Origin of the sequence: Synechococcus sp. H55.7, assembly GCF_047462395.1 — a bacterium.
Taxonomy (GTDB): domain Bacteria; phylum Cyanobacteriota; class Cyanobacteriia; order Thermostichales; family Thermostichaceae; genus Thermostichus.
The window spans coordinates 20,091-30,553 of the sequence record NZ_JANSJD010000029.1 but is presented as its reverse complement, the minus strand read 5'-3'; the positions used below and the strand labels follow the sequence as shown (position 1 = coordinate 30,553).

9 protein-coding genes are annotated in these 10,463 nt (G+C 60.7%); 7 read left to right on the top strand and 2 right to left on the bottom strand.

The annotated features are described in order from the left end of the window. Positions 1 to 314 precede the first annotated feature (314 nt). Together NW851_RS12265 and NW851_RS12260 are read left to right on the top strand one after the other, a co-directional pair. On the top strand, positions 315 to 560 hold the full coding sequence (locus tag NW851_RS12265; RefSeq protein ID WP_414335685.1) for a GlsB/YeaQ/YmgE family stress response membrane protein: 246 nt from the start codon (positions 315 to 317) through the stop codon (positions 558 to 560). A gap of 80 nt (positions 561 to 640) precedes the next feature. Further along, on the top strand, positions 641 to 1,243 hold the full coding sequence (locus NW851_RS12260) for a hypothetical protein (RefSeq protein ID WP_414338866.1): 603 nt from the start codon (positions 641 to 643) through the stop codon (positions 1,241 to 1,243). A 116-nt stretch (positions 1,244 to 1,359) separates the two neighbouring features. Here the strand turns inward: NW851_RS12260 and speA are convergent, their stop codons facing one another. Then, entirely contained in the window at positions 1,360 to 3,285 is a 1,926-nt protein-coding gene (gene speA, locus NW851_RS12255) for a biosynthetic arginine decarboxylase (protein WP_414335687.1), read from the bottom strand. Between the two features lie 458 nt (positions 3,286 to 3,743). Here speA and pstS point away from each other — a divergent pair, with 458 nt between their 5' ends. The 3 genes from pstS to NW851_RS12240 all read left to right on the top strand — a co-directional run bounded on the left by pstS (position 3,744) and on the right by NW851_RS12240 (position 8,104). Then, entirely contained in the window at positions 3,744 to 4,835 is a 1,092-nt protein-coding gene (gene pstS, locus NW851_RS12250; protein ID WP_414338863.1) for a phosphate ABC transporter substrate-binding protein PstS, read from the top strand. Positions 4,836 to 5,084: 249 nt separating this feature from the next. Further along, positions 5,085 to 6,971 carry a molecular chaperone DnaK gene (gene dnaK, locus NW851_RS12245; RefSeq protein WP_414335690.1) on the top strand — a complete coding sequence of 629 codons (1,887 nt, stop codon included), beginning with the start codon at positions 5,085 to 5,087 and terminating at the stop codon, positions 6,969 to 6,971. Between the two features lie 164 nt (positions 6,972 to 7,135). Continuing rightward, entirely contained in the window at positions 7,136 to 8,104 is a 969-nt protein-coding gene (locus NW851_RS12240) for a DnaJ C-terminal domain-containing protein (RefSeq protein WP_414335691.1), read from the top strand. Here NW851_RS12240 and NW851_RS12235 read toward each other — a convergent pair. Next, positions 8,101 to 8,910, bottom strand: coding sequence for an RNA methyltransferase (locus tag NW851_RS12235; protein WP_414338859.1), 810 nt, complete (start codon positions 8,908 to 8,910; stop codon positions 8,101 to 8,103). The genes NW851_RS12240 and NW851_RS12235 overlap by 4 nt on opposite strands. 71 nt (positions 8,911 to 8,981) lie before the next feature. Between NW851_RS12235 and NW851_RS12230 the strand changes: the two genes are divergently transcribed. Then, positions 8,982 to 9,533 carry a hypothetical protein gene (locus NW851_RS12230; protein WP_414338856.1) on the top strand — a complete coding sequence of 184 codons (552 nt, stop codon included), beginning with the start codon at positions 8,982 to 8,984 and terminating at the stop codon, positions 9,531 to 9,533. A gap of 15 nt (positions 9,534 to 9,548) precedes the next feature. Next, complete coding sequence (gene lpxC / locus NW851_RS12225; RefSeq protein ID WP_414334810.1) at positions 9,549 to 10,454, top strand: UDP-3-O-acyl-N-acetylglucosamine deacetylase; 906 nt, start codon at positions 9,549 to 9,551, stop codon at positions 10,452 to 10,454. Positions 10,455 to 10,463: the final 9 nt, after the last annotated feature.

Here is a 10,463-nt window from a genome sequence, read left to right as displayed (position 1 = left end):
CTGATCAATCCATCCTGCTTCCAGAGTTGGTTTGCTAAGTGTTGCTACTGTACCCCTTGATTCTTTAACAGGCTGTATGTATCTATATCTAGTGTCGGTGGCGCTCCTCTTCAGGTCTTCATTGCATACATCCAAAATCAACTTGGGGTTTTAGACCCAACTTTTTGGTGGTTATCTGTTCTCAGCAAAAGTTACCAATTTGTCAGGTGGCCGTCAAGTGTGCCGAGTGTACAGAAGGTTGGTTTTCAGAGCATTTATCTTTTAGCAACGAAGAGTAAGCTGTAGGTATAGCATACCTTGGAGAAGTAAGTTGTATGAACAGCACCCTTTGGTTTCTGTTGATCGGGGCGATTGCCGGTTGGCTGGCAGGGTACATCCGGCGTGGTTACGGATTTGGCTTGATCGGCAACATCATTGTCGGCGTCTGCGGGGCATTTGTCGGGGGATATCTCTTTGATTTGCTTGGCCTATCGGCTACGGGCTTGCTGGGAAGCTTGCTGATGGCTACTGTTGGGGCTTTGGTTCTGTTGGCCTTGATCAGCTTTATTCGTCGGGCTTGACCTTCAGGTGGCTCGCAAGCGCTCCCAAGAATCTGCGTTTTCCTTGGGATGCTGTGTTGAACATTTACCGGAGAGTTTCGATGAACATTCGTGTTGTTGCGGCGGCGATGATTGGCTGGGCAACCCCCACTTTGGGGTTGCTCGCCTTGCCCCCTGCTTCTGCTCAGCAACTGTTTGATGTAGGTGTGCGCCAATTGCAGCCGGGCACGATCATCCCCGTCCAGACCCTCGAGGGTGGAGAGCCCCAGTACTTCAGCCCCAATAGCACCCATCCCCTTACCTTGCGGGTAGCTCAGGACATCTACGGCGGCGACGGCCAGTTGGTGATCCCGGCAGGGAGCGAAGTGCGGGGTAGTTTGCGCCCGGTTCAGGGAGGAGCTCGGTTCTTCGGCACGGCCCTGGTTGCCAATGGACGCCTTTACTCGGTGCAGATGTCTTCTGACTTGATCCACGATGAGAAAGATCCCCGCCAATACTCCGCCGAAGCCATCGCCCAGGACGCAGCCATTGGTGCGGTGGGCGGTACGGTGCTGGGCCTGCTGACAGGGGGTGTCTCTGCTTTGGGGGTGATTGGCGGAGCCGGGGCCGGCGTGGCAGTGGGCAACATCACGGCTCCCCAGGTGGTGGTGTTGCGCCCCAGTCAGGTGATGAACTTGACCCTGAATAGCCCGCTGCGCCTGTAATGAGCCACGTCTAATCCCCTTCCCCCAACTCCCAGATCTCAAAAGCTTAAGGATCCCGGCCCAAAACCGGTATCCTTTTCTGTTTTGACCTGGGCTTTGGGGCCGTCTCTGACCGGCTAGCGGTGCAAGTAGGTGTAGGCCCGCAGGTTGTCTTCGAAGTGCTGCTGCAAAGCGCGGGCCTGATCCAGGCTAATCTGCCCCCGTTGCAGGGCGGCTTCGGTGGCGTGGTGCAGGGTTTCCACCAGATCTTCGCTGTTGTACTGCACCCAGCTCAGCACTTCGCCGATGGTGTCCCCCTTGATAACTTGGGTGACTTGGTAGCCGCCGGGACGGGTGCGGATGTGAACGGCGTTGGTGTCGCCAAACAGGTTGTGCAGATCCCCCAGGATCTCCTGGTAGGCGCCCCCCAGAAACACCCCCAGCAGGTAGGGCTGCCCATCGGGATCATGCAGCGGCAAGACCGAGGTGATCTGCCCGTCTTCGCCAAAGAAGCGGTTGATCTTGCCGTCGCTGTCGCAGGTCAGATCCGCCAAGGTGGCCCATTGGCGCGGCTCCTCGTCCAGACGGTGGATGGGCATGATGGGAAACACCTGGTCGATGGCCCAGCTATCCGGCAGGGATTGGAAGAGGGAGAAATTGCCGTAGTAGATGCTGGCCAGCATCTCGTCCAGATCTAGAAGATCTACGGCCACCGGCTGCCCCGCCTGGTGCTGCTCGTAGGCCAGTGTGCAGATCTTGTCGGAGCAGTTCCAGAACATCCGCTCCACCTCGGCCCGCTCCTGCAAGCTGAGGGATCCCTCGGTAAATTGGCGCAGGGCGGCTTCTTTGAGCTCCTGGCAGCGGCGATAGTCGGCCACCAGGGTCTCCGGCTGGATCTGGTAGTAAAGCTGGTTCAGCTTCTGGATCACCTCGGCATCGGACGTGAGCTGGGTGGGCATGGGGTAGGGGCTGGCGGCGTTGACATCCTGGACGTCAAAGACCAGCACCGACTGGTGGGACATCAGGGCCCGCCCGCTTTCGGTCACCAGCACCGGCGGCTGGATCCCGTGCGGCTGCAGGGCACTCAGCACCGTCTGCACCACGGTGGCGGCGTAATCCTCCAAGCTGTAGCTCTGGGAGAAATGGCTGGTGGACTGGGATCCGTCGTAATCAACCCCCAAGCCGCCGCCGATATCCAGATAGCCCATCGGCGCCCCCAGTTTGACCAGCTCGATGTAGATCTGGCTGGCCTCCCGCACGGCCCGCCCATGCACGCTCACCATCGAGATCTGCGAGCCAATGTGGTAGTGCAACAGACGCAGACAGTGCAGCTTGCCGGCCTCCCGCAGCCGTTCCACCACCTGCAACATCTCCGTGGCCGTGAGGCCGAACTTGGCCCGATCCCCAGCCGAGGTGCCCCAACGCCCGATCCCTTGGGCTGAGAGCTTGGCCCGCACCCCCAGGATGGGATCAATGCCCAGGTGCTCGGCAGCCTGCAGCACCAGCTCCAGCTCCTGCAGCCGCTCCAGGACGATGATGGGGGTGCGCCCCAGCCGCTGGGCCAAGAGAGCCGTTTCCATAAAATCGCGGTCTTTGTAGCCGTTGCAGATCAACAGAGCCCCAGGTGTATCCAGCAGAGCCAGGGCAATCAACAGCTCCGGCTTGGAGCCTGCCTCCAGCCCAAAGTGGTAGGCGCGACCGTGCTTGACCACCTCTTCCACCAGGTGGCGCTGCTGGTTCACCTTGACCGGGTAAACCCCCCGATAGACGTTGGGGTAGCCAAAGCGCTCGATGGCCTGCTGAAAGCTCTCGCAAATCCGCCGCATGCGGTCGGCCACGATCTCGGGAAAGCGAATCAACAAAGGCAACTGCAAACCCCGCGCCACCAGATCCATCACCAGGTGGTACAGGTCGATGCCAGGTTCCTGCTGCTGTAGGCCCTGTGGGGTTACCTCCACATGACCGGCGGCGTTGATACGGAAGTAGGGATCCCCCCAACCGGAGATGCGATAGAGCTTTTCGCTGTCTCGCAGTGTCCAGGGAGAACGAGTCAAAGTCGGCATAGTAGTCCCCCAGATACCGAGATGTAAACAGCGCAGGATTTCTGCACAGAATCCACAATATATTGCTCTATTCCAAGATATGTCAAGATTTTTCCAAGGCAGGGGGGATCCGGCTCGAAACCGGCTAAGCCTTGCCAGATAAGGCTTTGGCCTGGGGATCCCTCTGCAGTTGCTGCAGAACTCAACTCTTTCATTCTCTTTCTTTCGCTGTTTTTCTTTGTTTTTCTCGAGCAAGCTCTGTTTTCCATCTTGAGACAAAGACAGAGTTGGGATCCCCGTTTTTGCCGAAGCGCGCAGCGAACCCTGCGGGGATCGGCGACCAGTTGGTGAAGAGAAGAAGCCGACTTTTGCGGGAAGTTGACCCCTCTGGTGCTTGCCAGAGCTAACGATGGCAGCCCTTGACAGAACTCCGTGGGCAAGACTAAGGATCGGGGCGGAGAGCTTGGAGCGCCTCAGCCATGGTTCAACTGCCCCGCTGCCGCCGTCGAGAAATGCTGCTGTCGTTGCTGGCTGCTGCCGGCCTAAGCGCCTGCCAACAGGGATCCCGTTCTGGCCAAGCCGGCGATGCTGTCCCCGTCGCCGACAGCCAGTCTTCCGGGGAAATTGTGTTGATCAACGGGGCTGGGGCTACCTTCCCGGCCCCTCTGTATTTGCGCTGGTTTTCCGACTACCGCCAGGTGGATCCCAAAGTGGAAATCAACTTCCAGCCGGTGGGCAGTGCCACCGGGATCCGCCAATTTATCGACCAGACGGTGGACTTTGCCGCCAGCGACGTGGCCATGACCGATGCCGAGATTGCCGAGGTGAAGCGGGGCGTGGTCATGATCCCGATGACAGCAGGCAGCATTGCCGTCGGCTACAACCTGCCCGGGATCCGCTCCGGCCTCAAGCTATCCCGCTCCGTCTTGGTGCAGATCTTCCGCGGCCAGATTACCCAGTGGCGGGATCCGCAGATTTTGGCCCTCAACCCCGATTTGGAGATCCCCGACCTGCCCATCGCCGTCTGCTACCGCTCCGATGGCAGCGGCACCACCGACACCTTTACCCGCCACCTGGCCGCCATCGACCCCACTTGGGCCGCCGAGATTGGTGTCGGCATGTCCCTGGAGTGGCCGGTGGGGATTGGGGTCAAGGGCAACGAAGGCATGAGCGCCCAGATGCTCTACAGCGAAGGGGTGATCGGCTATGTGGAATCGGTCTACGCCCGCGACCTGGATCTATCGGTGGCGGCCCTGGAAAACCGCCGCGGCGAGTTTGTCCTCCCCACCCCCGCAGCCTCGGCCCTGGCCCTGAGCGAAATCGAGCTGCCTGAGAACCTGCGGGCCTTTGAGCCGGATCCGTCCGGCGCCGGGGCTTATCCTATCGTCACCTACACCTGGATCCTGGCCTACCGCCAGTACCGGGATCCCGCTATTGCCACTGCCCTGCGGGCGGTGCTGCGCTGGGCCCTCAGCGAAGGACAGGCTCTGGCCGAAGCAATGGGCTACCTGCCCCTGGCCGAAACCGTTGTGGCCCGCAGCCTGGAAGCCCTGCAGCTTATCCAGAGCTAGCCGCCCTTGCCCCAACCGGCCCTGGAAGCAAGGCCCCGGCAGGTACGGAGATCCGTAACTGCTCTGCCTTCCAGTTGCCAGAAATGGGCGGCATTCTCGCCCTGACCGCAATGCCCTGCTGGTTAGGATCAGCCTAGGAAACAGCTAAATACCTGCTGAATTTTCACGGATTGGCTGCCCAAGCTACTTCATACAGCCTGGCGGCGGTAGCCGAGGTAACGTCCTGAACAAAAGGAGAACAAGGAGCCGATGGGAAAAGTTGTAGGAATTGACTTGGGCACAACCAACTCGGTTGTCGCCGTAATGGAAGGGGGTGTCCCCACCGTCATCGCCAATGCCGAGGGCACTCGCACCACGCCCTCGGTGGTTGCCTTCACCAAGGATGGAGAGCGCCTGGTAGGGCAGATGGCCCGCCGCCAGGCGGTGCTCAACCCCGAAAACACCTTTTATTCGGTCAAGCGGTTCATCGGGCGCAAGTACGATGAGCTGAATGCCGATTCCAAGCGGGTCTCTTACCAGGTGCGGCGGGATGAACGGGGCAATGTCAAGTTGTATGCACCCCGCTTGAACAAGGAATTTGCCCCCGAAGAGATCTCGGCCATGGTGTTGCGCAAGCTGGTGGATGATGCCAGCCGCTACCTGGGCCAACCGGTTACCCAAGCCGTCATTACTGTACCTGCTTACTTCAACGACTCGCAGCGGCAGGCCACCAAAGATGCCGGGAAGATCGCCGGCTTGGAAGTGCTGCGCATCATCAACGAGCCGACGGCGGCTTCTCTGGCCTATGGCTTGGACAAGCGCAACAACGAGACCATCCTCGTCTTCGACCTGGGCGGCGGCACCTTCGACGTGTCCATCCTGGAGGTGGGCGATGGGGTCTTTGAGGTGAAATCCACCAGTGGCGACACGCAGTTGGGAGGCGACGACTTCGACAAGAAGATCGTGGACTGGATGGCTGAGCAGTTCAAGCAAATGGAAGGGATCGACCTGCGGCAAGACCGGCAGGCCCTGCAGCGGCTGACGGAAGCCGCCGAAAAAGCCAAGATCGAGCTGTCCAGTGTCTCCGAGACCACCATCAACCTGCCCTTCATCACTGCCACTGCCGATGGTCCAAAGCACCTGGAGCTGAAGCTCTCCCGCGCCCAGTTTGAACACCTCTGCGCCGACCTGCTGGAGCGCTGCAAAGGGCCGGTGGAGCAGGCCCTGCGGGATGCCAAGCTCACCAAGGCCGACATCAACGAAGTGGTATTGGTGGGCGGCTCCACCCGCATTCCAGCGGTGCAGCGGCTGGTGAAGGAGCTGCTGGGCAAAGAGCCCAACCAGAGCGTCAACCCCGACGAGGTGGTGGCCGTGGGCGCTGCCATCCAGGCCGGTGTGCTGGCGGGCGAAGTTAAAGATGTGCTGCTGCTGGATGTCACCCCCTTGTCTTTGGGGGTGGAAACCCTGGGCGGCGTGGCCACCAAGCTGATCCCGCGCAACACCACCGTGCCCACCCGCAAGTCGGAGATCTTCTCCACCGCCGAAGATGGGCAGACCTCGGTGGAAATCCACGTGGTGCAAGGGGAGCGGGAGCTGGCCCGCGACAACAAGTCCCTGGGCCGCTTCAAGCTGGACGGGATCCCGCCGGCTCCCCGCGGTGTGCCGCAGATCGAGGTGACCTTCGACATCGACGCCAACGGCATCCTCAAGGTGACGGCCAGAGATAAGGGCAGCGGCAAGGAGCAGAGCATCTCCATCACCGGCGCCTCCACGCTGGATAGCAAAGAGGTGGAGCGGATGATTGCCGAAGCCGAGAAATACGCTGCCGAAGACCGCGCCCGCCGCGAGAAAATCGAGCGCCGCAACAAGGCCGACTCGCTGGCCTACCAGGCCGAGCGGCAGTTGAAGGAGCTGGGCGACAAGATCTCCTCCAGCAAGCGCAGCCAAATCGAGACCTTGGTGCGGGAGCTGCGGGACGCCATTCAACGGGAGGACGACAGCGCCATCCAGAGCAAAGAGCGGGAGCTGCAGGAGGCCCTCTACGCCATGAGCAGCGAGCTCTATCAACAGCCCGGCGCCGCTTCCAGCTCCACCTCTGGGACGACCTCTGGCGGCAGCGACGACGTCATCGACGCCGACTTCACCGAGACCAAGTGACGGCAGTGGGATCCCTCTGGGGCTCCTTATCCACAGCACCGATAATGAGGAAGGACGGGATAGGCGATGGCGTCTAGCCCGCCTTCTTCTCTTTTCGTCAACGGGTCGGAAGCCAACTGCTTGGTTTTTTGCCCATTCTCAGCAATTTGCCTGCGGACGCCTCCATGCAAAACTTCAAGGACTACTACAAGATTCTGGGGGTCAGCAAGACGGCCACCGCCGACGAGATCAAGCAGGCCTATCGGCGCTTGGCCCGGAAATATCACCCGGATGTTAACCCGAACAACAAAGCCGCCGAAGAGAAGTTTAAGGAGATCAACGAAGCCTACGAAGTTCTCTCGGATCCCGGCAAACGCAGGCAATACGACCAATTTGGCCAATATTATCAGCAGGGTGGGTTCCGTTCCCGGCGGGAGACCTATAGCCAGCCCTACGGCAGCCCTTTTGCCGATGCCCCCTTCAACGAAGACTTTGGATTTGGTGGGGGGGGTGTCGATTTCAGCCAATTTGACGATTTTCAAGATTTTATCGATCAACTGCTGGGCCGAGTGCGCAGCCAAAGCACAAACCGCAGCAGCGGCTTTTCCGGATCCAGCGACAACGCCAATTACGATGCTGAGGCCACCATTCAGCTCACCATCCCTGAAGCTTTCGAGGGGGGTAAGCGCCGCCTGCGGGTGGGCGGGGATCGCGTGCTCGAGGTCAACATCCCAGCAGGGATTACGCCAGGGAAGCGGATTCGCCTGCGCGGCCAAGGCCACCCCAACCCCAACGGCGGCGCCGGCGATCTATACCTCAAGATCGAGCTGAAAGACCATCCCTTCTATCGCCTGGAGGGATTCGATGTTTACTGTGATCTGCCCATCAGTCCCAGCGAAGCGGTTTTGGGTGCCCAGGTGGAGGTGCCCACCCTGGATGGAGTGGTGAAGCTGCGGATCCCGCCTGGCATGCAGCCGGGGCGAAAGTTGCGGCTGGCGGAAAGGGGCTTCCCAAAGGGCAACGGAGAACGGGGGGATTTTTACGTGGTGGTGCAGATCCATTTGCCCACCCGTCTCTCTGATGAGGAACGGGAACTTTACGAAAAGCTGCAGCGGGTTCAATCCTACGATCCTCGGGCCGCCCTTAAGCTCTAGCAGTCGAGTGGGATCCCGGTGAAATCTGGCCGCGTCGGCGGGACGGGATTTGTCTGACCCTGGCTCCATTGCAGTTGCCGTAGGATGCCGCGCAACAAGGCCACCTCGGCCACGGTCAAGCCGGCCCGCTGGAACAGGGCGCGAAATTTGAGCATTTTGCGGCGGGCGGTGTGGGGGTGTAGGTAGCCGATCTGCAGCAAGAGCGCTTCCAAATGTCCAAAAAAGCCTTCCAGCAGCTCGAAGGGAACGAGCCTTTGGGAGAGGGGCACAGAAGGGGCGGGGGGAGGGTTCTGGCAGATGAGGGTGCGCAGCTCGTAGCAACACATGCCCACCGCCTGGGCCAGATTTAAAGACGGGTAAACCGGATCGGTGGGGATCTGGATCTGGCGATGGCAGAGGGCCAGCTCCTCGTTGCTCAAGCCGCGATCTTCGGGGCCAAACACAAGGGCAGCAGGGCCGGCAGCCAGCAAGGCGGGGAAGGCTTGGCGAGGGGACTGGATTTGCCATTCGGGGGGGTAGGCTTGGCTGCGCCCTGTTGTCCCGAAAACTTGCACACACCCCTGCAGGGCTTCAGCCAAGGTTTGCACCGTCTGGGCTTGATGGAGCAGGTCTGCCGCATGCACGGCCATGGTGATCGCTTCCCTATCGAGGGGATCGCATTGGGGATCCACCAACACCCATTGCCGCAGGCCCATGTTTTTCATTACACGGGCAATGGCGCCGAGGTTGCGCGGCCCAGCCGGCTGCACCAACACGATGCGCACCTGCGCCAATTGCTCTTGAGCCCAGTGGGACGATGTCGGCATTGCTCAGAAGGAATCGCAGATAGGGATCCCCTAAAGTAGAGGAGTTAGATCTTGTCATAAAGATTGTGCCGATGGGATCCGCCTACCGCTGTTGGCTGAGCTTGATTTGTCTGGTGTTGGTGGGATGCTGCTGGGGATCCCCGGCGTTGGCTGCCCATTCGTTGCTCTCCACGGCAGCAGAGCCGGCGCAGGTGGCTCCATCCTCTCAGTCTCTGGTAGAAGCGCGACAACGGCTGGAAGCAATTGCCTCGGCGATGCGCTCGATCCGCCTGTGTAGCCGTCCTAACTGCCGTTACCGCGATATCTCGGTAGAAGTGCGGCCTGTGGCAGGAGCCGAGTCGCCAGAGTACGAGGGCCGCATCGACGCCACCCTCGACCGCCCCTCCGGCAGCTTGGACAGGGCCCACTACCGGCTGCGGTTTCGGGAGGGACGCTGGCAGTTGCTGGGCGGCGAAGAGGTTTCTGATGTTTCCTCCTTTTTCTTTGAGGGAGATACCTACGAGGTGTTCAGCAGCTACGGTAGTCGCAAAGCCAAATTGGCGGATGCCAGCAGCAGCCTGCGGGTGGGCTACCGGGAGCTGTACTACCGCGTTTTCGACCAGGGCCAAGAGCGTCTGCCATAGGAGCGGGGAGCAGTTATGAGAGACCAACAGCACACCTTGGCCAGCTCCATTGCCCTGGAAGGGGTGGGCCTGCACACCGGTCTGCCCGTGCGCTGTAGCCTGCATCCGGCCCCTGCCGGCAGCGGTCGGGTCTTTGTGCGGGTGGATCAACCGGGATCCCCTGAGATCCCGGCCCGCTTGGGATCCCTGGCTCCTGCCCCTCTCTGCACCTTGCTGCAGCAGGGATTTGCTCAGGTGCAGACGGTGGAGCACCTCTTGGCCGCCCTCTACATCTTGGGCATCGACAACTGCCGCATCGAAGTGGCGGGGCCGGAGCTGCCGCTCTTGGACGGCTCTGCCTTACCTTTTGTGCAGGCCATCGCCCAGGCCGGGATCCTGGCCCAAGACCAGCCGGCACAACAGGGGGTGATCCGGGAGCCGGTTACCGTCTGGGCAGGGGAAGCCTTTGTCAGCGCCTTGCCCCACCCCGTCACTCGCTTTACCTATGGCATCGATTTTGCCGATTGCCCCATTGGCCAACAGTGGCTGAGCTGGCGGGAGAACAGGGCGGATTTTGTCCAGTCCATCGCGCCGGCCCGCACCTTTGCCCGCCAACAGGACGTAGAGCGGGCCCGCCAACAGGGGCTGATCCAGGGGGGCAGCCTGGAAAATGCTATCGTTTGCAGCCAAACCGAGTGGTTGGGGCCGTTGCGCTTCCCAGATGAGCCGGTGCGCCATAAGCTGATAGATTTACTAGGAGATCTCAGCTTGTTGGGCTGCCGCTTGCAGGGGCACATTGTGGCCTACAAGGCGGGCCACGCCCTGCACCACCGTTTGGCTGAGCAGTTGCTCCAGAGTGGATCCCTGCAGGTGGAGCCAGCTCAAGAGCAACCAAGGGATCCCCTTTGCCTGGGTGGGGTGGAATCTCGCTCTTCGTTTTGAGAGGGAGCC